Genomic DNA, 21,628 nt, shown 5'->3' with positions numbered 1-21,628 from the left:
CCGTATCGTAGCGCAGCCCGCGCGACACTGCCGGCGCCCGGCTGCGACAATCGATCGCAGCCCGAAGCGCGACAAAAACAAAAAGGGCCAAGCTATTGCTCGGCCCTCTTCAGATGCTGCTGCGTACCAGAAGCTTACTCGGCTTCTTGCACGTTTTCCGTTTCGTCGACTTCCGGACGATCGAGCAGTTCGACCAGTGCCATCGGTGCGTTGTCGCCCACGCGGAAGCCGAACTTCAGCACGCGCAGGTAGCCGCCCGGACGGTTCGCGAAACGCGGACCGAGCACGTCGAACAGCTTCGCCACCGAGTCACGATCGCGCAGGCGGTTGAACGCCAAGCGACGGTTTGCCAGCGACGGCTTCTTGCCGAGCGTGATCAGCGGCTCGACGACTTTACGGAGTTCCTTCGCCTTCGGCAGCGTCGTCTTGATGACTTCGTGCTCGATCAGCGAGTTGGACATGTTACGGAGCATAGCCAGACGGTGGCTGCTCGTGCGGTTCAGTTTCCGCAGACCATGACGATGGCGCATTTCAGTTTCCTTGATTCAAAGTTTTGATCCAGCTCTTCTATCGCACCGCTGAGGTGCACGGGCCGGTAACGAAAAAAGCAAGATGCGGATTTTAAAGGAAAATCCGCATCTTTGCCAACTACAGCAACACTCGGGCTTACTTGTCGAGACCAGCCGGCGGCCAGTTTTCGAGCTTCATGCCCAGCGTGAGACCGCGCGAAGCGAGCACTTCCTTGATCTCGTTGAGCGACTTGCGACCGAGGTTCGGCGTCTTCAGCAGCTCGTTTTCCGTGCGCTGGATCAGGTCGCCGATGTAGTAGATGTTCTCGGCCTTCAGGCAGTTCGCCGAACGAACCGTCAGCTCGAGATCGTCCACCGGACGCAGCAGGATCGGATCGATCTGCGGTGCGCGCGACGGTGCCTCTGCGGCCGTTTCCGTGCCTTCCAGAGCCGCGAACACGGACAGCTGGTCGACCAGGATGCGGGCCGATTGACGGATCGCCTCTTCCGGGGTGATCACGCCGCTCGTCTCGATGTTCATCACGAGCTTGTCGAGGTCGGTACGCTGCTCGACACGAGCGCTTTCAACTGCATAGCTCACGCGGCGAACCGGCGAGAACGATGCGTCGAGAACGATGCGGCCGATGATCTTGGCCGTGTCTTCGCCGTAGCGACGGACGTTGCCCGGCACGTAGCCGCGACCCTTTTCGATCTTGATCTGAACGTCGAGCTTGCCACCCTTCGACAGGTGTGCGATCACGTGATTCGGGTTGATGACTTCGCAATCGTGCGCCAGCTCGATATCGCCGGCCGTGACGACGCCTTCGCCTTCCTTGCGCAGGGTCACCGTCACTTCGTCACGGTTGTGCAGCTTGAACACCACACCCTTCAGGTTCAGCAGCAGGTTGACGACGTCCTCTTGCACGCCATCGAGCGTCGAATACTCGTGCACCACGCCCGCGATCGTGACTTCGGTCGGCGCGTAGCCAACCATCGACGACAGCAGCACGCGGCGAAGCGCATTGCCCAAGGTGTGGCCGTAACCGCGTTCGAACGGTTCCATGACCACCCTCGCGTGGTTCTCGCCAAGCGATTCCACGGCGATGATCTTGGGTTTCAGCAAACTGGTTTGCATGGGCTTTCCTTTTCAATACCCTCGGCTCGTTACACCGATAAGGCTGACCGGTAACAACCAGAAAATAAACAGCCGAGGCCCCTCCTTGCATAACGCAATCGGGGTACCTCGGCCGTCAATCGGATTAACGCGAATACAATTCGACGATCAGGCTTTCGTTGATGTCGCCTGCGATGTCGGCGCGTTCCGGCATTTGCTTGAACGTGCCTTCGAACTTCTTCGCATCGACTGCAACCCAGCTCGGCATGCCGCCTTGCTCGGCCAGCGACAGCGCTTCGACGATACGCGCCTGCTTCTTCGCCTTTTCGCGGATCGCGATGACGTCACCCGCCTTCACTTGCTGCGACGGCACGTTCGCGACGACGCCGTTCACGGTGATCGACTTGTGGCTCACCAGCTGACGCGCTTCAGCGCGGGTCGAGCCGAAGCCCATGCGATACACGACGTTGTCGAGACGCGACTCGAGCAGTTGCAGCAGGTTTTCACCCGTGTTGCCCTTGCGGCGGTCGGCTTCGGCGAAGTAGCGGCGGAACTGACGCTCCAGGACGCCGTAGATACGCTTGACCTTTTGCTTTTCGCGCAGCTGCGTACCATAGTCGGACGTACGTGCGCCCGAGGTACGGCCGTGCTGACCCGGCTTGCTGTCGAGCTTGCACTTGTCGGCGAGCGAGCGGCGCGCGCTCTTCAGGAACAGGTCGGTGCCTTCACGGCGGGACAGCTTGGCCTTAGGGCCGATATAACGTGCCACTTTGCATTCCTTTATCAATCAGTCACGCGGATCGAAATCCGCGCTAGTTCGCGCCCTTTGGGGCGAACGGTGGGCTTAGTCAATCAAAAAAGCAACGCCCGTCGACGCTGCGCGGCGACAGGCAATGCGCCAGCACGGACGTGCCAGCACATTCTTAGATACGACGGCGCTTCGGCGGACGGCAGCCGTTGTGCGGAATCGGGGTGACATCCGAAATCGCGGTGATCTTGATGCCGAGGCCATGCAGTGCGCGCACTGCCGACTCACGACCCGGGCCCGGGCCCTTGATCCGCACTTCCAGATTCTTCACGCCGTATTCCATCGCCACACGACCGGCCGACTCAGCAGCAACCTGAGCAGCGAACGGCGTCGACTTGCGCGAGCCCTTGAAGCCCTGGCCGCCCGACGTCGCCCATGCCAGTGCATTGCCCTGGCGATCGGTGATCGTGATGATCGTGTTGTTGAACGACGCGTGAACGTGAACCACGCCTTCAGCGACGTTCTTCTTAACCTTCTTGCGAACGCGTTGCGCCGCGGTGTTCGAAGCCTTAGCCATTACGTTTTCCTGTAACTGTCAGTTCCGCTTACTTCTTCAGCGCTTGCGCTGCACGACGCGGACCCTTGCGGGTACGTGCGTTCGTACGCGTACGCTGACCGCGCATCGGCAGGCCCTTGCGATGACGAACACCACGGTAGCAACCGAGGTCCATCAGGCGCTTGATGTTCATCGTCACTTCACGGCGCAGATCGCCTTCGACGATGAACTTGCCCACTTCTTCACGCAGCTTTTCGAGGTCTGCGTCGGTCAGGTCCTTGACCTTCTTCGAGAATTCCACGCCAGCTGCCGTGCAGATGCTGCGCGAGCGCGTGCGGCCGATACCGAAGATTGCCGTCAGGCCGATCTCGGTATGCTGGTGATTCGGGATGTTAACCCCTGCGATACGAGCCATTGTTTTTCCTCAAACAAAAAGCGCAAACAAACGCGCGGTCAGCCTTGGCGCTGCTTGTGGCGCGGATCCGAGCTGCAGATCACGCGAACGACGCCTTTGCGCTTGATGATCTTGCAATTGCGGCAAATGCGCTTAACCGATGCCATCACTTTCATGATAATACCCTTTTTTCAAATCACTTCGCCCGGAACACGATCCGCGCACGAGACAGATCGTAAGGCGTCAATTCAACCGTCACCTTGTCGCCCGGCAGGATGCGGATGTAGTGCATCCGCATCTTCCCGGAGATATGCCCCAACACGACATGGCCGTTTTCCAGCTTCACGCGGAAGGTCGCATTCGGGAGGTTTTCGATCACCTCACCCTGCATCTGGATTACATCGTCTTTGGCCATAGTCCTTAATTAACGCATTGGGATGTTGCCGCCCTTGAAGTTTGCCTTCTTGAGCAGCGACTCATACTGTTGCGACATAACGTACGACTGCACCTGCGCCATGAAGTCCATCGTGACGACGACAATGATCAGCAGCGACGTTCCACCAAAATAAAACGGCACGTTCCAGCGCAGCACCAGGAATTCCGGCAGCAGACACACGAAGACGATGTAGATCGCACCGGCCAGCGTCAGACGCGTGAGGATGCGGTCGATATATCGCGCGGTCTGATCGCCCGGACGAATGCCCGGAACAAACGCACCGCTCTTCTTCAGGTTGTCCGCGGTTTCCCTGCTGTTGAACACCAGTGCGGTGTAGAAGAAGCAGAAAAACACGATCGCCAGCGTGTACAGCAGCACATACACCGGCTGGCCCGGCTTCAGCGCCTCCGCGACGTTATGCAACGTGTTGGAGATCCAGCTTCCCGACGGCTGACCTGTGCTGAACCAGCCGAGAATCGTGGCCGGGAACAGGATGATCGACGATGCGAAGATCGGCGGAATCACGCCCGACATGTTCAGCTTCAGCGGCAAATGCGACGACTGGCCACCGTAGATCTTGTTGCCGACCTGGCGCTTCGCGTAGTTCACGAGGATCTTGCGCTGACCGCGTTCGATGAACACGACCAGGTAAGTCACCGCGGCAATCAGAACGACGATGATGATCGCCGAAATGATGCTCATCGAACCCGTACGCACCAGCTCGAACAGCCCACCGACGGCATTCGGGAACCCTGCTGCGATCCCGCCGAAGATGATGATCGAGATGCCGTTGCCCAGACCACGCTCGGTGATCTGCTCACCCAGCCACATCAGGAACATCGTGCCGGTAACCAGCGTCACGACCGTCGTCAGCCGGAACAGCATGCCGGGGTCGATCACGAGGCCCGGCTGGTTTTCCAGCGCAGCCGCGATACCGAACGCCTGGAAGGTCGCGAGCACCACGGTGAAATACCGCGTGTACTGCGTGATCTTCCGTTGCCCTGCCTGCCCTTCCTTCTTCAGCGCCTCGAGCTGCGGCGAGACGATCGCCAGCAGCTGCATGATGATCGACGCCGAGATGTACGGCATGATCCCCAGCGCAAAGATCGTGAAGCGGGAAAGCGCGCCACCCGAGAACATGTTGAACATGCCCAGGATGCCGCCCGCCTGACTCTGGAACAGCTTCGCCAGTTGATCCGGATCGATGCCCGGCACGGGGATGTGCGCGCCGATGCGATAGACGATCAGCGCCAGGAGCAGGAACATCGCTCGCCGACGCAGATCGCCGAATTTCGCCGTGCTTCGACCGGGTTTTGCAAGACTCGGGCTGTTAGCCAAGTACCTTCTCCGATGAATGCAAGTAACGACGCGCTACGCGTGTCACTCGGCGAACGAACCGCCAGCCGCTTCGATCGCAGCGCGCGCACCCTTGGTGGCGCCCAGGCCCTTCACGACGATCTTGCGCTTCAGTTCGCCCGTCGCGATGATCTTCGCGCTCTTCGTCAGCTCGCCGACCAGGCCGGCTTGCTTCAGTGCGAGCAGATCGATCTCGTCGACCGGCAGCTTCTCGAGGTCGCCCAGGCGCACTTCACCGACGAATTCCTTCGTCAGCGACGTGAAGCCGCGCTTCGGCAGACGACGTTGCAGCGGCATCTGACCGCCTTCGAAACCGACTTTGTGGAAGCCGCCCGAACGCGATTTCTGACCCTTGTGACCACGGCCAGCCGTCTTGCCGAGGCCCGAACCGATGCCGCGGCCGACGCGACGCTTGGCATGCTTTGCACCAGCGGCCGGCTTCAGGTTATTCAATTCCATATCAACTCCTTGATCCGTAGGGCCGCTTACGCGATGACCTTAACGAGGTACGAGACCTTGTTGATCATGCCGCGGACCGCCGGCGTATCCTGCAGCTCGCTAACCGAGTTGAGTCGGCGCAGGCCCAGGCCACGCACGGTCGCACGGTGCGATTCGCGGGTCCCGATCAGGCTCTTGACGAGCTGAACCTTGACAGTTTTTTCAGACATGGTGACCACCCGGGCTTAGCCCAAAATATCTTCGACGGACTTGCCGCGCTTCGCCGCGATGTCTGCCGGGGTCGACTGCTTGCGCAGACCGTCCAGCGTGGCGCGAACGAGGTTGTACGGGTTCGTCGAACCGTGGCTCTTTGCCACGACGTTCTGAACGCCCATCACGTCGAACACTGCGCGCATCGGGCCGCCGGCGATCACGCCCGTACCTGCCTTCGCCGGAGCGAGGAGGACAGCGGATGCGCCATGCTTGCCGTGCACTTCGTGCTGCAGCGTGCCGTTCTTGAGCGGCACCTTGAACATGTTGCGGCGAGCTTGTTCCATTGCCTTCTGGACAGCGACCGGCACTTCCTTCGCCTTGCCCTTGCCCATACCGATGCGGCCATCACCGTCGCCGACCACGGTCAGTGCGGCGAAGCCGAGAATACGGCCACCCTTCACGACCTTGGTCACGCGGTTGACCGAAATCATCTTTTCGCGAAGGCCGTCGTCGCGCTCGTCAGCCTGAACTTTCGCTTGCATCTTTGCCATGACGAATTCCTTCCTTAGAACTTGAGCCCAGCTTCGCGAGCTGCCTCAGCCAGCGCCTTGACGCGGCCATGGTAGCGGAAGCCCGAGCGGTCGAAGGCGACGGATTCGATGCCGGCAGCCTTTGCCTTCTCGGCAATACGCTTGCCGATCAGCGTCGCGGCATTAACGTTGCCGCCCTTGCCCGACTTGTCGGCCAGTTCAGCGCGCACTTCTGCTTCGAGCGTCGACGCGCTGGCGAGCACCTTGGTGCCGCAGGGCGAGAACACTTGAGCGTAGATGTGCGTGTTCGTGCGATGCACGGCGAGACGCGCGACCTGCAGCTCAGCGATCTTGATACGCGTCTGGCGAGCGCGGCGCAGGCGAGATTGAGTCTTATCCATGATTGCGCACCCTTACTTCTTCTTCGTTTCTTTGAGGATCACAACCTCGTCGGAATAGCGCACGCCCTTGCCCTTGTACGGCTCCGGCGGACGGTAACCGCGGACTTCCGCAGCCACTTGACCGACTTGTTGCTTGTTGATCCCCTTGATCACGATTTCGGTTTGCGTCGGGGTTTCAGCCTTGACGCCTTCCGGCATCTGGTGCACCACCGGGTGCGAGAAACCCAGCGACAGGTTCAGCTTGTCGCCTTGCGCTTGCGCACGATAACCGACGCCAACCAGCGTCAGCTTGCGCTCGAAACCCTTGGTCACGCCGTGCACGGCATTCGCGATGATCGCGCGCATCGTGCCCGACAGTGCGTTTGCTTCGCGGCTTTCGTCGACCGGCGACAGATTCAGCGTGCCGTCGTTGTTCGCCACGTTCACGAGCGGATTGATCGCTTGCGTGATGGTGCCCAGCGGGCCCTTGACGGTGATCGCACCGTCGGCCAGCTTGACTTCCGCGCCTTGCAGCGCGATCGGGCTCTTACCTACTCGAGACATGTTTCTCTCTCCTCGGCTTTAAGCGACGTAGCAGATGACTTCGCCGCCGACGCCGGTAGCGCGCGCCTTGCGGTCGGTCATCACGCCCTTCGGCGTCGACACGATTGCCACGCCCAGGCCATTCATGACCTGCGGAATGTCGTTACGGCCGCGGTACACGCGCAGACCAGGCTTCGACACGCGCTCGAGGCGTTCGATGACCGGGCGACCTGCGTAGTACTTCAGCGCGATATTCAGTTCGGACTTCGCACCTTCCGCCTTGACGGCGAAATCGTCGATATAACCTTCGTCCTTCAGGACTTGCGCGATTGCAACCTTGACCTTCGACGAGGGCATCGCGACCGATACCTTCTCGACCATCTGCGCGTTGCGGATGCGAGTCAGCATATCGGCGATAGGATCACTCATGCTCATTTACGTTTCTCCTATTACCAGCTCGCCTTGGTCAGGCCAGGAATCTCGCCACGGAATGCGATTTCACGAATCTTGTTACGCGCGAGGCCGAATTTACGGAACGTGCCACGCGGACGGCCCGTGATCGCGCAGCGGTTACGCTGGCGGGTCGGGTTTGCGTTGCGGGGCAGTTGCTGCAGCTCAAGGCGTGCTTCGTAGCGCTCTTCTTCCGACTTGCTTTGGTCTTCGACGATCGCCTTCAGCGCTTCGCGCTTTGCTGCGAACTTCGCGACCAGGCGGGCGCGCTTCTTTTCACGTTCGATCAGTGCCAGTTTAGCCACGGTAACCTCAGTTTCTGAACGGGAACTTGAAGCTGGCGAGCAGAGCCTTTGCTTCGTCGTCGGTCTTCGCAGTCGTCGTGATGCTGATGTTCAGCCCACGCAGTGCGTCGATCTTGTCGTAGTCGATTTCGGGGAAAATGATCTGCTCTTTCACACCGATGTTGTAGTTGCCGCGGCCATCGAAAGCACGGCCCGACACACCGCGGAAGTCACGCACGCGGGGCAGGGCAACGGTCACGAAACGGTCGAGGAATTCGTACATCGCACGGCCGCGCAGCGTCACCATCGCGCCGATCGGGTAGCCCTGGCGGATCTTGAAGCCTGCGATTGCCTTGCGTGCCTTCGTGACGACCGGCTTCTGACCAGCGATCTTCGTGAGGTCGCCAACGGCGTTCTCGATGATCTTCTTGTCAGCGATCGCTTCGCCAAGACCCATGTTCAGCGTGATCTTGGTGATGCGCGGCACTTCCATGACCGACTTGTAACCGAACTTCTCGATCAGGCCGGGCACAACCTTTTCTTTGTAAAACTCTTGAAAACGAGCCATTTTTTACTCCGCTGCGTCAGGCGCTCAGTACGGCACCGGTCGTCTTCAGGAAGCGAACCTTCTTGCCTTCCTCGACCTTGATGCCAACACGCGACGCCTTGCCATTCGCGTCGACCAGTGCGACGTTCGAAATATGCAGGGGCATCGTCTTCGCTTCCACGCCGCCCGTCGTACCCTTCATCGGGTTCGGCTTCACATGCTTCTTGACGAGGTTGATACCTTCAACCGTCACATGTTCTGCACCGACAGCCAGCACGACGCCGCGCTTGCCCTTGTCCTTGCCAGTGACGACGATAACTTCGTCACCTTTGCGAATCTTGTTCATCGCGACTCCTTACAGCACTTCCGGCGCCAGCGAAACGATCTTCATGAATCGTTCGCTACGCAGCTCACGCGTCACCGGCCCGAAGATACGGGTGCCGATCGGCTCAAGCTTGTTGTTCAAAAGCACAGCGGCGTTGCCGTCGAACTTGATCAGCGAGCCGTCTTGACGGCGAACGCCCTTGGCGGTGCGGACCACCACGGCGTTGTAGATTTCGCCTTTCTTCACGCGCCCGCGCGGCGTTGCTTCTTTGACGGTCACCTTGATGATGTCGCCAATGCCGGCATAACGACGCTTCGAGCCGCCGAGCACCTTGATGCACATGACTTCACGCGCACCCGTGTTGTCGGCTACTTCGAGCCGAGATTCGGTCTGGATCATGGTTTGTCTTTCCCAACTTAATCCGGATGCACCACCATGATGCATTCGGTCAGTCTTGGTCCCGTCAGCCAATCGGCTGCTTGGGTTGGAACAGCAGCGACGGCAAACGAAACCCGCCATCGCAATTCGGTGAATCTTTCGGACAGGCTGGCGCCAGTCCGCTTCCCCCACCAACTTCGCCCGCGACGGGGCTCCCATAAAGAGGGAAGACCGGGATTATAACAAATAATCCCGGTCACGCAAGCAAAAACTTTGCGATTTCAAGCACTTCGTGGAGAAGTGCCTGTTACTGCCTACTGCTCTGCCCGCTTAGATGACGCGAGCTGCTTCGACGAGGCGCGACACCGTCCAGGCCTTCGTCTTCGAAACAGGACGAGTTTCCTGGATTTCGACGAGATCGCCTTCGTTGCAGGTGTTCGCTTCATCATGCGCGTGGTACTTCTTCGAGCGCACGACATACTTGCCGTAGATCGGGTGCTTGACGCGGTGCTCGATCAGCACGGTGACGGTCTTGTCCATCTTGTTGCTGACGACCCGACCGACCAGCGTCCGCTTCAGCGAGGTTTTCACGCTATCGTTCATTTCTGGTTCGCCTTCTGAGTCATGACGGTCCGCACACGTGCGATGTCGCGACGAACCTTCTTCAGCTGGCTCGTGTTCGTGAGCTGCTGGGTCGCGAGTTGCATGCGCAGGCCGAATTGCGCCTTCAGCAGGTCCGCCAGCTCCTTGTTGAGCGCGGCCTGGTCTTTCTGGAGAAGTTCGGAAGCCTTCATGTTTTCTCCTTAGGCGCCGAGCTGGCGCACGATGAACGTCGTCTTCAGCGGCAGCTTCGCTGCGGCCAGACGGAACGCTTCGCGTGCCAGTTCTTCGGATACGCCGTCCATTTCATAGAGCATCTTGCCCGGCTGGATTTCGGCGACGTAGTACTCCGGGTTACCCTTACCGTTACCCATACGCACTTCTGCCGGCTTTTGCGAAATCGGCTTGTCCGGGAAGATACGGATCCAGATACGGCCGCCACGCTTGATGTGACGCGTCATTGCACGACGCGCCGCTTCGATTTGACGTGCGGTCAAACGACCGCGACCGATCGCCTTCAGGCCGAATTCACCGAACGACACGGCGTTGCCGCGCGTCGCCTTGCCGGTGTTACGACCCTTCTGCTCTTTGCGATACTTCCTGCGTTTCGGTTGCAGCATCGTTATTCTCCAGTCTTGCCGTCTTCCGGCTTGCCGGCGCCACGGCGCGGTGCGCCACGACGAGCACCCGGAGCGCCGCCTTCGCCGTCACGGCGCGGACGACGGTCGCCCGGACGCGCATTGCGACGCGGACGCTTGTCTTCGGCTACTTCTTCGACCACCGGCGCGTCATTGCGGCCGAGCGTGTCGCCCTTGTACACCCACACCTTGACACCGATGATCCCGTAGGTCGTCTTCGCTTCCGAGGTCGCGTAGTCGATGTCGGCACGCAGCGTGTGAAGGGGCACGCGACCTTCGCGATACCACTCCGTACGTGCGATTTCGATACCGTTCAGACGGCCTGCGCTCATGATCTTGATGCCCTGGGCACCCAGACGCATCGCGTTCTGCATCGCACGCTTCATCGCGCGACGGAACATGATCCGGCGCTCGAGCTGTTGCGTGATCGAGTCAGCGATCAGTTGCGCATCGGTTTCCGGCTTGCGGATTTCTTCGATGTTGACGTGAACCGGCACGCCCATGCGGCGTTGCAGTTCCGTCTTCAGCTGTTCGATATCCTCGCCCTTCTTGCCGATGACGACGCCCGGACGCGAGCTGTAAATCGTGATGCGCGCGTTCTTTGCCGGACGCTCGATGACGACCCGACCGACCGAAGCGTTCTTCAGCTTCTTCTTCAGGTACTCACGAACACCGATGTCTTCCTGCAGCATCGCCGCGAAATTGTTGTTGTTCGCGTACCAACGCGAAGCCCAATTGCGGCTGACAGCCAGGCGGAAGCCAGTCGGATGAATTTTCTGTCCCATCGTATGGCTCCTTAATTCCCGACCGTCACAGTGATGTGACAGGATTGCTTCTCGATGCGGTTACCGCGGCCCTTGGCGCGCGCGGTGAAACGCTTGAGCGATGCAGCCTTGTCGACGTAGATGCTCTTGATCTTGAGCTCGTCGATATCAGCGCCTTCGTTGTGCTCCGCATTCGCGATTGCCGACAGCACAACCTTCTTCACGATGCCAGCCGCCTTCTTCGGCGAGAACGTCAGAACGTTCAGCGCCTTGTCGACCGGCAAACCGCGGATCTGGTCAGCCACAAGGCGCGTTTTTTGCGCCGAGATGCGGGCACCGCGATGAATTGCTTTCACTTCCATCTTGATTGCCCCTTATTTCTTGGCCTTCTTGTCGGCTGCGTGACCCTTGAACGTACGGGTCAGTGCGAACTCGCCAAGCTTGTGGCCGACCATGTTTTCCGAGATGTACACCGGAACGTGTTGACGGCCGTTGTGAACAGCGATCGTCAGGCCGATGAAATCCGGCAGAATCGTCGAGCGACGCGACCAGGTCTTGATCGGCTTTTTGTCGCGCGAAGCTGCAGCCGCCTCAACTTTCTTCAGCAAATGGGCGTCGCAGAACGGACCTTTTTTTACAGAACGTGCCATTGCCTACTCCTTAACGCTTGTGACGGCGCTGGACGATCATCGTCGTCGTGCGCTTGTTGCTGCGGGTGCGGTAACCCTTGGCCGGCGTACCCCACGGGCTCACCGGATCGCGACCTGCAGCCGTCTTGCCCTCACCACCACCGTGCGGGTGATCAACCGGGTTCATCGCAACGCCACGCACCGTCGGGCGGATACCGCGCCAGCGGTTCGCGCCAGCCTTGCCGATCTGGCGCAGGCTATGCTCTTCGTTGCCGACTTCACCGATCGTTGCACGGCACTCGATGTGCACGCGGCGGATTTCGCCCGAACGCAGACGAACCTGCGCGTAGACGCCTTCACGTGCGAGCAGCATGGCCGACGTGCCAGCCGAACGCGCCATTTGCGCGCCCTTGCCCGGCAGCATCTCGATGCAGTGGATCGTCGTACCGACCGGAATGTTGCGGATCGGCAGCGTGTTGCCTGCACGGATCGGCGCTTCCGAACCCGACATCAGCTGTTGGCCGACGGTCAGGCCCTTCGGGGCGATGATGTAGCGACGCTCGCCGTCTGCGTAGAGCACCAGCGCGATGTTCGCGCTGCGGTTCGGGTCGTACTCGAGACGCTCGACCTTTGCCGGGATGCCATCCTTCGTGCGACGGAAATCGACGATACGATAGTGATGCTTGTGACCACCGCCCTTGTGACGGGTGGTGATGCGACCGTTGTTGTTACGGCCGGCGGTCGAGCTCTGCGAGTCGAGCAGTGCCGCGTACGGCTTGCCCTGGTGCAGATTCTTGTTGACCACCTTGACCATCGCGCGGCGACCCGGCGAAGTCGGTTTAACTTTCACGATTGCCATGATTACTTGGCCTCCGCTTCAAAGTTGATTTCCTGGCCGGGCTTCAGGCAAACGTACGCCTTCTTCACGTCCTTGCGGCGGCCCATCGAACGGCCGAAGCGCTTTTGCTTGCCCTTCTGAACCAGCACGTTGACCGAATCAACTTCAACCTTGAACAGCAGCTCGACAGCCGCCTTCACTTCCTGCTTCGTGGCATCCGGTGCGACTTCGAACACGACTTGCTCGTTCTTGTCGGCAACCAGCGTCGCCTTCTCGGAAATCACCGGTGCGAGCAGGACCTGCATCAAACGATGATCGTTCTTGCGAATCTCGCTCATGACAGCAACTCCTCGATCTGGGCGACCGCAGCCTTCGTGACCAGCACTTTCTTGAAGTAGATCAGCGACAGCGGGTCAGCGTAGCGCGGCTCGACAATCGCCACGTGCGGCAGGTTGCGCGAAGCCAGGTACAGGTTCTCGTCGACCGTGTCCGTGATGATCAGAACGGAGTCGAGACCCATGGTCTTGAATTTGTCGGCCAGCAGCTTGGTCTTCGGTGCTTCGAGGACGATGTCTTCGACGACCGACAGACGGCCTTCACGGGCCAGCTGCGAGAAGATCGAGCAGAGACCTGCGCGATGCATCTTCTTGTTGACCTTGTGCGAGAAGTTTTCTTCCGGCGAGTTCGGGAAGATGCGACCACCGCCACGCCACAGCGGGCTCGACGACATACCGGCACGAGCACGGCCCGTACCCTTCTGACGCCACGGCTTCTTGGTGGTGTGCTTGACTTGCTCGCGGTCCTTCTGTGCGCGGTTACCCTGGCGAGCATTCGCCTGGTACGCGACGACGACCTGGTGGATCAGCGCTTCGTTGTAGTCACGACCGAACACGACGTCCGACGCGTTGACCACTGCACCTTCCTGACCATTTTCGTTCAGGAGCTTGAGTTCCATTATTTCGCCCCCTTGGTCTTGACGGCCGGCGTCACGAAAACCTTGCCGCCCTTCGCGCCCGGAATCGCACCCTTGACGAGCAGCAGCTTGCGCTCTGCGTCGATACGTGCGATTTCGAGGTTCTGCACCGTCACCGTAACGTCACCGAGGTGACCCGTCATGCGCTTGCCCGGGAAAACGCGACCCGGATCCTGCGCCATACCGATCGAGCCCGGCACGTTGTGCGAGCGCGAGTTACCGTGGGTGGCACGGCCGGAGGAGAAGTTGTAACGCTTGATCGTACCAGCGTAGCCCTTACCGATCGACACGCCTTGCACGTCGACCTTCTGGCCCACTTCGAAAAGATCTGCACCGACCACGGCGCCATTCGACAGCTCGGCTGCCTTGGCCGCGTCAATGCGGAATTCCTTGAGGATTTCACCGGCTTCGACACCGGCTTTGGCGAGATGACCTGCCAGCGGCTTCGTCACGCGCGATGCGCGGCGGGAGCCGAATGCAACCTGCACGGCCGTGTAGCCGTCGGTTTCAACAGTCTTGATCTGCGTCACGCGGTTGTCCGACACGTCCAGCACGGTGACGGGAATCGAATCCCCTTCAGCCGTGAAGATACGGGTCATGCCAACCTTGCGACCTACGAGTCCAAGGCTCATCATTTTCTCCATTCCCGACTGCGATTGGTCGGGGCTGATTTACAAAATGCCGGGCACGCAAGGCCCAACTTTTTTACGCGAATACGCGAAAAGCCAAGCAGTATAGCCCGACTTCTCGATTTCCGCAAGCAATACAAAGACTTAGCGCCACCCGACAAGCCGGACGGCGCCGAAAGCCTTACTGCAGCTTGATTTCCACGTCGACGCCAGCCGGCAGGTCGAGCTTCATCAGCGCGTCAACCGTCTTGTCGGTCGGATCGACGATGTCCATCAGGCGCTGGTGGGTACGGATTTCGAGCTGATCGCGCGACGTCTTGTTGACGTGCGGCGAACGCAGGATGTCAAAACGCTGGATGCGCGTCGGCAGCGGCACCGGGCCACGGACGATTGCGCCAGTCCGCTTCGCGGTATCGACGATTTCGGCAGCCGATTGATCGATCAGACGATAGTCGAAAGCCTTCAGGCGAATGCGGATTTTCTGTTGCTGCATGACGATTCCTTGAAAAGAGCGAGGCGATGTTGCATCGCCGGACACTAAAAGAACGCGAAACCTGTTGCCTGCGGGGAGCGAGGCACCAGCTTCCGAACGGTACTTCCACTGCTAAGCCCGCGATTCTACACGAAAAATCGGAGTGGTGGCGGGTGTTTGTCAATGCAGCAACGCGCACGCCACAAAGAAAAACCGGGTGCCAGATCAAACTGGACACCCGGTTTCGACGGTACGACTACTTACCGTGGAATCGCGGACCCCGGAGGAGCCCGCGGATCGTCGATGTTACTCGATGATCTTGGCGACGACGCCGGCGCCGACGGTACGGCCACCTTCGCGGATTGCGAAGCGCAGACCTTCTTCCATCGCGATCGGAGCGATCAGCTTCACCGTGATCGACACGTTGTCGCCCGGCATCACCATTTCCTTGTCCTTCGGCAGCTCGATCGAGCCCGTCACGTCCGTCGTACGGAAGTAGAACTGCGGACGGTAGTTGTTGAAGAACGGCGTGTGACGGCCGCCTTCGTCCTTGCTCAGCACGTACACTTCAGCCGTGAAGTGCGTGTGCGGCGTGATCGAACCCGGCTTCGCCAGAACCTGGCCACGCTCCACGTCTTCACGCTTCGTGCCGCGCAGCAGGATACCCACGTTGTCGCCTGCCTGACCTTGGTCCAGCAGCTTGCGGAACATTTCAACGCCCGTGCAGGTCGTCTTCACCGTCGGCTTGATACCGACGATTTCGATTTCCTCGCCGACCTTGATGATGCCGCGCTCGACACGACCCGTCACCACCGTACCGCGGCCCGAGATCGAGAACACGTCTTCCACCGGCATCAGGAACGCGCCGTCAACCGCGCGCTCCGGCGTCGGGATGTACGTGTCCAGTGCGTCTGCCAGGTTCATGATCGCCACTTCGCCCAGCTCGCCCGTGTCGCCTTCCAGCGCCAGCTTTGCGGAACCCTTCACGATCGGCGTGTCGTCGCCCGGGAAGTCGTACTTCGACAGCAGTTCGCGAACTTCCATCTCGACCAGCTCGAGCAGTTCAGCGTCGTCCACCATGTCGCACTTGTTCAGGAACACGATGATGTACGGAACGCCAACCTGACGCGCCAGCAGGATGTGCTCACGCGTTTGCGGCATCGGGCCGTCTGCTGCCGAGCAAACCAGGATCGCGCCGTCCATCTGTGCCGCGCCCGTGATCATGTTCTTCACGTAGTCAGCGTGGCCCGGGCAGTCGACGTGTGCGTAGTGGCGGTTTGCCGTTTCGTACTCGACGTGTGCCGTGTTGATCGTGATGCCGCGCGCCTTTTCTTCCGGTGCCGCGTCGATCTGGTCGTACGCCTTCGCTTCGCCGCCGAACTTCTTCGTCAGAACCGTCGTGATCGCTGCCGTCAGCGTCGTCTTGCCGTGGTCGACGTGACCAATCGTACCAACGTTGACGTGCGGCTTGGTCCGCTCAAACTTTTCTTTTGCCATGATTCTCTTCTTTCAAAAAATATCGGTTGGTAGCTACAGATTTACTTCGACTTCGCGCTGATGATCGCTTCAGCAACGTTGCGCGGAGCTTCAGCGTAGTGCTTGAACTCCATCGTGTACGTTGCACGACCTTGCGTCAGCGAACGCAGCGACGTCGAGTAACCGAACATTTCCGACAGCGGCACTTCGGCGCGAACGATCTTGCCGCCGCCGACCATGTCTTCCATGCCCTGGACGATGCCGCGACGGCCCGACAGGTCGCCCATCACGTTGCCCATGTAGTCTTCCGGCGTCTCGACTTCGACAGCCATCATCGGCTCGAGGACGACCGGGTTCGCCTTGCGCATCGCTTCCTTGAACGCCATCGAACCGGCCATGCGGAACGCGTTTTCGTTCGAGTCGACGTCGTGGTACGAACCGAACGTCAGGTGAACCTTCACGTCGACGACCGGGAAGCCAGCCAGCACGCCCGACTTCAGCGTGTCCTGGATACCCTTGTCGACCGCCGGGATGTATTCACGCGGAATCACACCACCCTTGATCTCGTCGAAGAACTCGTAGCCCTTGCCCTGCTCGTTCGGCTCGAGCGTGATGACCGCGTGACCGTACTGGCCGCGACCACCCGACTGCTTGACGAACTTGCCGTCGACGTCCTTCGCCGTCGAACGGATCGTTTCGCGGTATGCAACCTGCGGCTTGCCGACGGTCGCTTCCACGCCGAATTCACGCTTCATCCGGTCGACCAGAATTTCGAGGTGGAGCTCGCCCATGCCCGAAATGATGGTCTGGCCCGACTCTTCGTCGGTCTGCACGCGGAACGACGGGTCTTCCTGCGCCAGGCGGTTCAGCGCGAGGCCCATCTTTTCCTGGTCAGCCTTGGTCTTCGGCTCGACAGCCTGCGAAATCACCGGCTCCGGGAACACCATGCGCTCGAGCACGATCGGGTGTGCCGGATCGCACAGCGTGTCGCCCGTGGTCGCTTCCTTCAGGCCGACCGCAGCAGCGATGTCGCCTGCACGGACTTCCTTGATTTCTTCACGCTGGTTCGCGTGCATCTGCAGAATACGACCGAGGCGTTCCTTCTTGCCCTTGGTCGAGTTCAGCAGCGTGTCGCCCGAGTTGACGACGCCCGAGTACACACGGAAGAAGATCAGCTGGCCGACGAACGGGTCGGTCATGATCTTGAACGCGAGCGACGAGAACTTCTCGTCGTCCGACGCCTTGCGCTCGGCTTCTGCGCCATCTTCGAGCTCGCCCTTGACCGGCGGGATGTCGACCGGCGACGGCAGGAAGTCGATCACGGCGTCGAGCATGCGCTGCACGCCCTTGTTCTTGAACGCGGTACCGCACAGCATCGGCTGGATTTCGCACGCGATCGTACGGTCGCGCAGCGCCTTGACGATGTCGGCTTCCGGCAGATCGCCTTCTTCCAGGTACTTGTTCATCAGGTCTTCGCTGGCTTCAGCAGCCGCTTCGACCATCTTTTCGCGCCATTCCTTGCAGGTGTCCGCGAGCTCGGCCGGGATGTCGACGTAGTCGAACTTCGTGCCTTGCGACGCTTCGTCCCAAATGATCGCCTTCATCTTGATCAGGTCGACCACGCCCTTGAAGTTTTCTTCCGAGCCGATCGGCACCACGACCGGAACCGGGTTCGCCTTCAGGCGCAGACGGAGCTGGTCGTAGACCTTGAAGAAGTTCGCGCCGGTACGGTCCATCTTGTTGACGAACGCGAGACGGGGCACCTTGTACTTGTTAGCCTGGCGCCACACCGTTTCCGACTGCGGCTGCACGCCGCCCACTGCGCAGTACACCATGCACGCGCCGTCGAGCACGCGCATCGAGCGTTCCACTTCGATCGTGAAGTCGACGTGGCCCGGGGTGTCGATGATGTTGATGCGGTGTTCCGGATAGTTGCCGCCCATGCCCTTCCAGAAGGCCGTGGTAGCAGCGGACGTGATCGTGATGCCACGCTCTTGTTCCTGCTCCATCCAGTCCATCGTTGCTGCGCCGTCGTGGACTTCACCGATCTTGTGGTTCACACCGGTGTAAAACAGAATGCGCTCGGTCGTCGTCGTCTTGCCGGCGTCGATGTGAGCGCTAATACCGATATTGCGGTAGCGCTCGATAGGAGTCTTGCGAGCCACTTTGATCCTCTACTGGGATAACACGATGCAGCCCTGCTGCATCATGCTTCAACACAAACGGGCGAGGCGCCTGAAAAGCGCACCCGCCCGGAATTTATTTCCGCAAACAGCCCAGCCAGGCGCTTAGAAACGGAAATGCGAGAACGCGCGGTTGGCTTCTGCCATGCGGTGAACTTCATCGCGCTTCTTCATCGCGCCGCCACGGCCTTCGGCCGCTTCGGTGAGTTCGCCTGCCAGACGCAGAGCCATCGACTTCTCGCTGCGCTTCTTCGCAGCCTCACGCAGCCAGCGCATCGCCAATGCCATACGACGCGACGGGCGCACTTCGACCGGAACCTGATAGTTGGCACCACCAACGCGACGGCTCTTCACTTCGACCACCGGCTTCACGTTGTTGAGCGCAACGGTGAACACTTCCAGCGGGTCCTTGCCACCCTTGGTCTGGATTTGTTCGAATGCGCCATAAACGATGCGTTCTGCGACCGACTTCTTGCCGGACAGCATCAGCATGTTCATGAACTTGGCTACATCAACGTTGCCGAACTTCGGATCCGGCAACACTTCCCGCTTGGGGACTTCGCGACGACGCGGCATGATTCTTCCTTTACCTGTTCAGTTGGAGCTGCAACCAGCTCCGCGGCCACCAACAAACCCGATCACATCTTCACGACTAACCAGCTTGGCCGGGTGACCACTTACTCGACAGCACCGGCAATCCGGCACTCCCGCCTTGACCGCCTTGCGGCGATCCCTGATCAAAAACTGCTTACTTGGCAGCCTTTGCACGCTTCGCGCCGTACTTCGAGCGCGCTTGCTTACGGTCCTTGACGCCCTGGGTATCCAGCGAGCCGCGAACCATGTGGTAACGCACACCCGGCAAGTCCTTCACACGGCCGCCGCGGATCAGCACAACCGAGTGTTCCTGCAGGTTGTGGCCTTCACCGCCGATGTACGAAATCACTTCGAAGCCGTTCGTCAGACGAACCTTGGCAACCTTACGGAGTGCCGAGTTCGGCTTCTTCGGCGTCGTCGTGTACACACGGGTGCACACGCCGCGACGCTGGGGGCAGTCCTGCAGGGCCGGGCTCTTGCTCTTCGTCGTTTCCGACTGACGGCCTTTGCGAACCAGTTGGTTGATGGTTGGCATTGTTTATTCCTGAAATTGAACAAAATCTGCACATCGATTTCGGGCAAAGCGAGAATCGACGCACAGTTGACTTCCGAACCGGCGATACGGGCACGAACCTGCGAACAAACTTCGACGCGACTCGGCCCACCGAATACCGGAACCCAGCATGATATTCCGGAAATGCCAACTAAGTCAACGGCTTGCGTGATCCGCCAGCCGCGCGGGCGGTTTACCGGAAGGGTCGGAACGGCTGTGTCATGCCGATTCGACGACGTCGATGATCTCGTCGCCGAAGCGTTCGAGCTTGCGTACGCCCATGCCGGGGATATGGCGCAGGTCGTCGATCGTCTCCGGCGCGTTGCGCGCGATTTCGGCCAGCGTCGCATCGTGGAAGATCACGTAGGCCGGCACGCCGTCGGATTTCGCGGTTTCCGCGCGCCACGCGCGCAGCGCGTCCCAGCGTGCGCGCTCGCGCGCGCCCATGCCGGCCGTCGGGTCGACCCGCGTGCCGCTGCGGCTCGACGACTGGCGCGTGCGCTGCGGCTTCACGTAGCGGCGCAGCGTGACCTTCTCCTCGTTCTTCAGCACCGGCTTCGCGGCCTCGGTCAGCATCAGCGCGCCGAAGCCGCCATGGTCGACCGCCAGGTATCCATACGCGACGAGCTGCCGGAAAATCGCGCGCCACTCGGGCTCCGACAGCGACGCGCCGATCCCGAACGTGCTGAGCTGATCGTGGCCGCGCTGCAGCACCTTCTCGGTGCGGCCGCCGCGCAGGATTTCGATCAGATGACTCGACCCGAAATTGAAACCGCTGGCTCGCTGCGCGCGGAATACGCAGGACAGCGCCATCTGCGCCTCCCGCGTCGCGTCCCACGAATCGGGCGGCTCGAGGCACGTGTCGCAGTTGCCGCACGGCTGGCTCGCCTCGCCGAAGTAGTTCAGAAGCCGCACACGCCGGCACGAGATCGTCTCGCACAGCCCGAGCAGCGCATCGAGCTTCGACGTCTGCACTCGCTTGTGCGCATCGTCCGCGTCGGATTCGTCGATCATCTTGCGCTGCTGGACGACGTCGCCGAGCCCGTACGCCATCCATGCGTTCGCCGGCATCCCGTCGCGGCCCGCCCGGCCGGTTTCCTGGTAGTAGCCTTCCACGCTCTTCGGCAAATCAAGGTGCGCGACGAAGCGCACGTCCGGCTTGTCGATGCCCATGCCGAACGCGATGGTCGCGCACATCACGATGCCTTCCTCGCGCTGGAACATCTCCTGGTGCTTCTGCCGCACCTCGAACTCCATCCCCGCGTGGTACGGCAGCGCGCGCACGCCCTGCGCCTTCAGCCATTCGGCCGTTTCCTCGACCTTGCGGCGCGACAGGCAGTAGACGACGCCCGCGTCGGTCGTGCCGTCCGCGTTCGTGTGCTCCGCGCGGATGAAGTCGAGCAGCTGCGCGCGTGCGTTGTCCTTCTCGACGATCCGGTAACGGATGTTCGGCCGGTCGAAGCTCGAGATGAACACTCGCGCGTCGTCGAGCGCGAGACGATGGATGATCTCGTCGCGCGTGATCGCGTCGGCGGTGGCCGTGAGCGCGATGCGCGGCACCGACGGGAAACGCTCGTGCAGCACCGACAGCTGGATGTATTCGGGACGGAAGTCGTGCCCCCATTGCGACACGCAATGCGCCTCGTCGATCGCGAACAGACCGATCTTCGCGCGCTCGAGCAGCTCGAGGAAGCGCCCGGTCATCAGCCGTTCGGGCGCGACGTACAGCAGGTCGATCTCGCCCTCGCGCAGCGCGCGCTCGGTCGCCGCGGCCTCGGCGCCCGACAGCGTCGAGTTCAGATAGGCCGCGCGCACGCCGACCTCGCTGAGCGCGGCGACCTGGTCCTGCATCAGCGCGATCAGCGGCGACACCACGATGCCGGCGCCGTGCCCGGCTTCGCGCCGCAGCAGCGCCGGAATCTGGTAGCACAGCGACTTGCCGCCGCCCGTCGGCATCAGCACGAGGCAATCGCCGCCGCCGGCGACGTGTTCGACGATCTCGCCCTGCTGGCCGCGAAATGCGGAGTAACCGAAGACTTCGTCGAGGATTTCGAGGGCGCGGGACATGAATGATGAGA

At 60.6% G+C, this 21,628-nt stretch carries 34 protein-coding genes; all 34 read right to left on the bottom strand.

Annotated elements, in window-relative coordinates; translation table 11 throughout:
- Positions 1–134 precede the first annotated feature (134 nt).
- Positions 135–530, bottom strand: coding sequence for a 50S ribosomal protein L17 (gene rplQ / locus HW466_RS29825; RefSeq protein ID WP_006477175.1), 396 nt, complete (start codon positions 528–530; stop codon positions 135–137).
- A gap of 136 nt (positions 531–666) precedes the next feature.
- The gene (locus tag HW466_RS29820) at positions 667–1,644 is read right to left on the bottom strand and encodes a DNA-directed RNA polymerase subunit alpha (protein ID WP_006477176.1); all 978 of its coding nucleotides are present in this window, start codon (positions 1,642–1,644) and stop codon (positions 667–669) included.
- A 124-nt stretch (positions 1,645–1,768) separates the two neighbouring features.
- Positions 1,769–2,392 carry a 30S ribosomal protein S4 gene (gene rpsD / locus HW466_RS29815; protein WP_059448622.1) on the bottom strand — a complete coding sequence of 208 codons (624 nt, stop codon included), beginning with the start codon at positions 2,390–2,392 and terminating at the stop codon, positions 1,769–1,771.
- A gap of 154 nt (positions 2,393–2,546) precedes the next feature.
- Positions 2,547–2,948 (bottom strand): 30S ribosomal protein S11, encoded by a 402-nt coding sequence (gene rpsK / locus HW466_RS29810; RefSeq protein WP_004197937.1) that lies wholly within the window; start codon positions 2,946–2,948, stop codon positions 2,547–2,549.
- 28 nt (positions 2,949–2,976) lie between these two features.
- The gene (rpsM, locus tag HW466_RS29805) at positions 2,977–3,342 is read right to left on the bottom strand and encodes a 30S ribosomal protein S13 (RefSeq protein ID WP_039323572.1); all 366 of its coding nucleotides are present in this window, start codon (positions 3,340–3,342) and stop codon (positions 2,977–2,979) included.
- A gap of 38 nt (positions 3,343–3,380) precedes the next feature.
- Positions 3,381–3,497 (bottom strand): 50S ribosomal protein L36, encoded by a 117-nt coding sequence (gene rpmJ / locus HW466_RS29800; RefSeq protein WP_004199844.1) that lies wholly within the window; start codon positions 3,495–3,497, stop codon positions 3,381–3,383.
- 20 nt (positions 3,498–3,517) lie between these two features.
- Complete coding sequence (gene infA, locus HW466_RS29795; protein WP_004521905.1) at positions 3,518–3,736, bottom strand: translation initiation factor IF-1; 219 nt, start codon at positions 3,734–3,736, stop codon at positions 3,518–3,520.
- 9 nt (positions 3,737–3,745) lie between these two features.
- Positions 3,746–5,095, bottom strand: coding sequence for a preprotein translocase subunit SecY (gene secY, locus HW466_RS29790; RefSeq protein WP_006400642.1), 1,350 nt, complete (start codon positions 5,093–5,095; stop codon positions 3,746–3,748).
- A 42-nt stretch (positions 5,096–5,137) separates the two neighbouring features.
- The gene (gene rplO, locus HW466_RS29785; protein ID WP_006482880.1) at positions 5,138–5,572 is read right to left on the bottom strand and encodes a 50S ribosomal protein L15; all 435 of its coding nucleotides are present in this window, start codon (positions 5,570–5,572) and stop codon (positions 5,138–5,140) included.
- Between the two features lie 26 nt (positions 5,573–5,598).
- Complete coding sequence (gene rpmD / locus HW466_RS29780; protein WP_006400644.1) at positions 5,599–5,781, bottom strand: 50S ribosomal protein L30; 183 nt, start codon at positions 5,779–5,781, stop codon at positions 5,599–5,601.
- 15 nt (positions 5,782–5,796) lie between these two features.
- Positions 5,797–6,315, bottom strand: coding sequence for a 30S ribosomal protein S5 (gene rpsE, locus HW466_RS29775; protein ID WP_006752931.1), 519 nt, complete (start codon positions 6,313–6,315; stop codon positions 5,797–5,799).
- A gap of 14 nt (positions 6,316–6,329) precedes the next feature.
- A complete protein-coding gene (rplR, locus tag HW466_RS29770) occupies positions 6,330–6,695 on the bottom strand; it encodes a 50S ribosomal protein L18 (RefSeq protein ID WP_006477183.1) in 366 nt (121 codons plus the stop codon).
- A 12-nt stretch (positions 6,696–6,707) separates the two neighbouring features.
- Positions 6,708–7,238, bottom strand: a complete 531-nt coding sequence (gene rplF, locus HW466_RS29765; RefSeq protein ID WP_006758786.1) for a 50S ribosomal protein L6 — start codon at positions 7,236–7,238, stop codon at positions 6,708–6,710.
- 18 nt (positions 7,239–7,256) lie between these two features.
- A complete protein-coding gene (gene rpsH / locus HW466_RS29760) occupies positions 7,257–7,652 on the bottom strand; it encodes a 30S ribosomal protein S8 (protein ID WP_006477185.1) in 396 nt (131 codons plus the stop codon).
- A gap of 14 nt (positions 7,653–7,666) precedes the next feature.
- On the bottom strand, positions 7,667–7,972 hold the full coding sequence (gene rpsN / locus HW466_RS29755) for a 30S ribosomal protein S14 (protein ID WP_006482884.1): 306 nt from the start codon (positions 7,970–7,972) through the stop codon (positions 7,667–7,669).
- Positions 7,973–7,979: 7 nt separating this feature from the next.
- A complete protein-coding gene (gene rplE / locus HW466_RS29750; RefSeq protein ID WP_006482882.1) occupies positions 7,980–8,519 on the bottom strand; it encodes a 50S ribosomal protein L5 in 540 nt (179 codons plus the stop codon).
- Between the two features lie 16 nt (positions 8,520–8,535).
- On the bottom strand, positions 8,536–8,844 hold the full coding sequence (gene rplX, locus HW466_RS29745) for a 50S ribosomal protein L24 (RefSeq protein WP_006477187.1): 309 nt from the start codon (positions 8,842–8,844) through the stop codon (positions 8,536–8,538).
- A gap of 9 nt (positions 8,845–8,853) precedes the next feature.
- Positions 8,854–9,222 carry a 50S ribosomal protein L14 gene (gene rplN, locus HW466_RS29740; RefSeq protein WP_006752929.1) on the bottom strand — a complete coding sequence of 123 codons (369 nt, stop codon included), beginning with the start codon at positions 9,220–9,222 and terminating at the stop codon, positions 8,854–8,856.
- 309 nt (positions 9,223–9,531) lie between these two features.
- A complete protein-coding gene (gene rpsQ, locus HW466_RS29735) occupies positions 9,532–9,804 on the bottom strand; it encodes a 30S ribosomal protein S17 (RefSeq protein ID WP_006752928.1) in 273 nt (90 codons plus the stop codon).
- Entirely contained in the window at positions 9,801–9,995 is a 195-nt protein-coding gene (gene rpmC / locus HW466_RS29730) for a 50S ribosomal protein L29 (RefSeq protein WP_006400652.1), read from the bottom strand. The genes rpsQ and rpmC overlap by 4 nt, the downstream gene beginning before the upstream one ends.
- 9 nt (positions 9,996–10,004) lie before the next feature.
- Positions 10,005–10,421, bottom strand: a complete 417-nt coding sequence (rplP, locus tag HW466_RS29725) for a 50S ribosomal protein L16 (RefSeq protein WP_040143049.1) — start codon at positions 10,419–10,421, stop codon at positions 10,005–10,007.
- 2 nt (positions 10,422–10,423) lie between these two features.
- Complete coding sequence (gene rpsC / locus HW466_RS29720) at positions 10,424–11,224, bottom strand: 30S ribosomal protein S3 (RefSeq protein WP_006482899.1); 801 nt, start codon at positions 11,222–11,224, stop codon at positions 10,424–10,426.
- Positions 11,225–11,235: 11 nt separating this feature from the next.
- Entirely contained in the window at positions 11,236–11,565 is a 330-nt protein-coding gene (rplV, locus tag HW466_RS29715; RefSeq protein WP_004199272.1) for a 50S ribosomal protein L22, read from the bottom strand.
- Between the two features lie 12 nt (positions 11,566–11,577).
- Positions 11,578–11,853, bottom strand: a complete 276-nt coding sequence (gene rpsS, locus HW466_RS29710) for a 30S ribosomal protein S19 (RefSeq protein ID WP_004199273.1) — start codon at positions 11,851–11,853, stop codon at positions 11,578–11,580.
- Positions 11,854–11,863: 10 nt separating this feature from the next.
- Complete coding sequence (gene rplB, locus HW466_RS29705; protein WP_040143048.1) at positions 11,864–12,691, bottom strand: 50S ribosomal protein L2; 828 nt, start codon at positions 12,689–12,691, stop codon at positions 11,864–11,866.
- Positions 12,692–12,693: 2 nt separating this feature from the next.
- Positions 12,694–13,008, bottom strand: coding sequence for a 50S ribosomal protein L23 (gene rplW / locus HW466_RS29700; RefSeq protein ID WP_004199275.1), 315 nt, complete (start codon positions 13,006–13,008; stop codon positions 12,694–12,696).
- Complete coding sequence (gene rplD, locus HW466_RS29695; protein ID WP_040143046.1) at positions 13,005–13,625, bottom strand: 50S ribosomal protein L4; 621 nt, start codon at positions 13,623–13,625, stop codon at positions 13,005–13,007. Before rplD ends, rplW begins: the two co-directional genes overlap by 4 nt.
- Positions 13,625–14,275, bottom strand: a complete 651-nt coding sequence (gene rplC / locus HW466_RS29690) for a 50S ribosomal protein L3 (protein WP_006752926.1) — start codon at positions 14,273–14,275, stop codon at positions 13,625–13,627. The genes rplD and rplC overlap by 1 nt, the downstream gene beginning before the upstream one ends.
- Positions 14,276–14,453: 178 nt before the next feature.
- The gene (gene rpsJ, locus HW466_RS29685; RefSeq protein WP_004199280.1) at positions 14,454–14,765 is read right to left on the bottom strand and encodes a 30S ribosomal protein S10; all 312 of its coding nucleotides are present in this window, start codon (positions 14,763–14,765) and stop codon (positions 14,454–14,456) included.
- A gap of 285 nt (positions 14,766–15,050) precedes the next feature.
- Positions 15,051–16,241 carry an elongation factor Tu gene (gene tuf, locus HW466_RS29680; protein ID WP_034209732.1) on the bottom strand — a complete coding sequence of 397 codons (1,191 nt, stop codon included), beginning with the start codon at positions 16,239–16,241 and terminating at the stop codon, positions 15,051–15,053.
- Positions 16,242–16,282: 41 nt separating this feature from the next.
- Positions 16,283–18,385, bottom strand: coding sequence for an elongation factor G (fusA, locus tag HW466_RS29675; protein WP_059448623.1), 2,103 nt, complete (start codon positions 18,383–18,385; stop codon positions 16,283–16,285).
- A gap of 123 nt (positions 18,386–18,508) precedes the next feature.
- Positions 18,509–18,979 (bottom strand): 30S ribosomal protein S7, encoded by a 471-nt coding sequence (gene rpsG / locus HW466_RS29670; protein ID WP_034209730.1) that lies wholly within the window; start codon positions 18,977–18,979, stop codon positions 18,509–18,511.
- A 172-nt stretch (positions 18,980–19,151) separates the two neighbouring features.
- Complete coding sequence (rpsL, locus tag HW466_RS29665; protein WP_006400662.1) at positions 19,152–19,532, bottom strand: 30S ribosomal protein S12; 381 nt, start codon at positions 19,530–19,532, stop codon at positions 19,152–19,154.
- Between the two features lie 237 nt (positions 19,533–19,769).
- Positions 19,770–21,617 carry a DNA helicase RecQ gene (recQ, locus tag HW466_RS29660; RefSeq protein WP_174906012.1) on the bottom strand — a complete coding sequence of 616 codons (1,848 nt, stop codon included), beginning with the start codon at positions 21,615–21,617 and terminating at the stop codon, positions 19,770–19,772.
- Positions 21,618–21,628 lie beyond the last annotated feature (11 nt).

Origin of the sequence: Burkholderia territorii, assembly GCF_902833055.1 — a bacterium.
In the GTDB taxonomy this organism is placed as follows: Bacteria; Pseudomonadota; Gammaproteobacteria; order Burkholderiales; family Burkholderiaceae; genus Burkholderia; species Burkholderia territorii.
The sequence above is the reverse complement of the archived record's forward strand: the minus strand, read 5'-3'. Positions and strand labels throughout refer to the sequence as shown.

Excerpts from the sequence above, each read along its gene's own strand:
- rpsS (WP_004199273.1), bottom strand. The coding sequence starts at position 11,853 with ATGGCACGTTCTGTAAAAAAAGGTCCGTTCTGCGACGCCCATTTGCTG.
- rpsH (WP_006477185.1), bottom strand. The coding sequence starts at position 7,652 with ATGAGCATGAGTGATCCTATCGCCGATATGCTGACTCGCATCCGCAAC.
- rpmC (WP_006400652.1), bottom strand. The coding sequence starts at position 9,995 with ATGAAGGCTTCCGAACTTCTCCAGAAAGACCAGGCCGCGCTCAACAAG.
- HW466_RS29820 (WP_006477176.1), bottom strand. The coding sequence starts at position 1,644 with ATGCAAACCAGTTTGCTGAAACCCAAGATCATCGCCGTGGAATCGCTT.
- rpsJ (WP_004199280.1), bottom strand. The coding sequence starts at position 14,765 with ATGCAGCAACAGAAAATCCGCATTCGCCTGAAGGCTTTCGACTATCGT.
- rplC (WP_006752926.1), bottom strand. The coding sequence starts at position 14,275 with ATGAGCCTTGGACTCGTAGGTCGCAAGGTTGGCATGACCCGTATCTTC.
- rpsQ (WP_006752928.1), bottom strand. The coding sequence starts at position 9,804 with ATGAACGATAGCGTGAAAACCTCGCTGAAGCGGACGCTGGTCGGTCGG.
- rpsK (WP_004197937.1), bottom strand. The coding sequence starts at position 2,948 with ATGGCTAAGGCTTCGAACACCGCGGCGCAACGCGTTCGCAAGAAGGTT.
- infA (WP_004521905.1), bottom strand. The coding sequence starts at position 3,736 with ATGGCCAAAGACGATGTAATCCAGATGCAGGGTGAGGTGATCGAAAAC.
- rpsE (WP_006752931.1), bottom strand. The coding sequence starts at position 6,315 with ATGGCAAAGATGCAAGCGAAAGTTCAGGCTGACGAGCGCGACGACGGC.
- rplX (WP_006477187.1), bottom strand. The coding sequence starts at position 8,844 with ATGAACAAGATTCGCAAAGGTGACGAAGTTATCGTCGTCACTGGCAAG.
- rplN (WP_006752929.1), bottom strand. The coding sequence starts at position 9,222 with ATGATCCAGACCGAATCTCGGCTCGAAGTAGCCGACAACACGGGTGCG.
- tuf (WP_034209732.1), bottom strand. The coding sequence starts at position 16,241 with ATGGCAAAAGAAAAGTTTGAGCGGACCAAGCCGCACGTCAACGTTGGT.
- rplF (WP_006758786.1), bottom strand. The coding sequence starts at position 7,238 with ATGTCTCGAGTAGGTAAGAGCCCGATCGCGCTGCAAGGCGCGGAAGTC.
- rpsM (WP_039323572.1), bottom strand. The coding sequence starts at position 3,342 with ATGGCTCGTATCGCAGGGGTTAACATCCCGAATCACCAGCATACCGAG.
- rpsG (WP_034209730.1), bottom strand. The coding sequence starts at position 18,979 with ATGCCGCGTCGTCGCGAAGTCCCCAAGCGGGAAGTGTTGCCGGATCCG.
- rplO (WP_006482880.1), bottom strand. The coding sequence starts at position 5,572 with ATGGAATTGAATAACCTGAAGCCGGCCGCTGGTGCAAAGCATGCCAAG.
- rplP (WP_040143049.1), bottom strand. The coding sequence starts at position 10,421 with ATGCTGCAACCGAAACGCAGGAAGTATCGCAAAGAGCAGAAGGGTCGT.
- rplR (WP_006477183.1), bottom strand. The coding sequence starts at position 6,695 with ATGGATAAGACTCAATCTCGCCTGCGCCGCGCTCGCCAGACGCGTATC.
- rpsL (WP_006400662.1), bottom strand. The coding sequence starts at position 19,532 with ATGCCAACCATCAACCAACTGGTTCGCAAAGGCCGTCAGTCGGAAACG.
- rplQ (WP_006477175.1), bottom strand. The coding sequence starts at position 530 with ATGCGCCATCGTCATGGTCTGCGGAAACTGAACCGCACGAGCAGCCAC.
- rplE (WP_006482882.1), bottom strand. The coding sequence starts at position 8,519 with ATGGCTCGTTTTCAAGAGTTTTACAAAGAAAAGGTTGTGCCCGGCCTG.
- rpmD (WP_006400644.1), bottom strand. The coding sequence starts at position 5,781 with ATGTCTGAAAAAACTGTCAAGGTTCAGCTCGTCAAGAGCCTGATCGGG.
- rpmJ (WP_004199844.1), bottom strand. The coding sequence starts at position 3,497 with ATGAAAGTGATGGCATCGGTTAAGCGCATTTGCCGCAATTGCAAGATC.
- rpsC (WP_006482899.1), bottom strand. The coding sequence starts at position 11,224 with ATGGGACAGAAAATTCATCCGACTGGCTTCCGCCTGGCTGTCAGCCGC.
- rplD (WP_040143046.1), bottom strand. The coding sequence starts at position 13,625 with ATGGAACTCAAGCTCCTGAACGAAAATGGTCAGGAAGGTGCAGTGGTC.
- rplV (WP_004199272.1), bottom strand. The coding sequence starts at position 11,565 with ATGGAAGTGAAAGCAATTCATCGCGGTGCCCGCATCTCGGCGCAAAAA.
- rplW (WP_004199275.1), bottom strand. The coding sequence starts at position 13,008 with ATGAGCGAGATTCGCAAGAACGATCATCGTTTGATGCAGGTCCTGCTC.
- rplB (WP_040143048.1), bottom strand. The coding sequence starts at position 12,691 with ATGGCAATCGTGAAAGTTAAACCGACTTCGCCGGGTCGCCGCGCGATG.
- recQ (WP_174906012.1), bottom strand. The coding sequence starts at position 21,617 with ATGTCCCGCGCCCTCGAAATCCTCGACGAAGTCTTCGGTTACTCCGCA.